The organism is Paraburkholderia sp. SIMBA_027 (assembly GCF_046535315.1).
Lineage (GTDB): Bacteria > Pseudomonadota > Gammaproteobacteria > Burkholderiales > Burkholderiaceae > Paraburkholderia > Paraburkholderia tropica.
In genome coordinates, this window is sequence record NZ_JAWRWY010000256.1 from 1 (window position 1) to 331 (window position 331).

Annotated in this window: 1 protein-coding gene; it reads left to right on the forward strand. The window is 55.3% G+C overall.

Features of this window, described 5'->3' with window-relative positions:
• Nucleotides 1–5: 5 nt before the first annotated feature.
• Nucleotides 6–149 (forward strand): hypothetical protein, encoded by a 144-nt coding sequence (locus SB764_RS39010; RefSeq protein WP_410866612.1) that lies wholly within the window; start codon nucleotides 6–8, stop codon nucleotides 147–149.
• Nucleotides 150–331 lie beyond the last annotated feature (182 nt).

Here is a 331-nt window from a genome sequence, read left to right on the forward strand (position 1 = left end):
GCTTCCTGTCGCACTTTGTTGAGAACTATCAGCAAGGCTGGCTGCATATCGACTGCTCGGCGACTTACCGTAAAGCGCCGGTTGAACAGTGGTCTGCGGGCGCTACGGGACTTGGTGTGCGCACGATAGCTAATCTGTTAACGGCGTAAACTAATATGCCGGATGCGGCGTAAACGCCTTATCCGGCCCAGGTTTTGCTATTACCACCAGATTTCCATCTGGGCACCGAAGGTCCACTCGTCGCTGTCGCCACGACCGAAGCTGCCGCCGTTGAAATCAGCAGGAACGGCTTTGCCGAAGTTCGCGTTGTTATCAGCGTTACCGGTGTAGT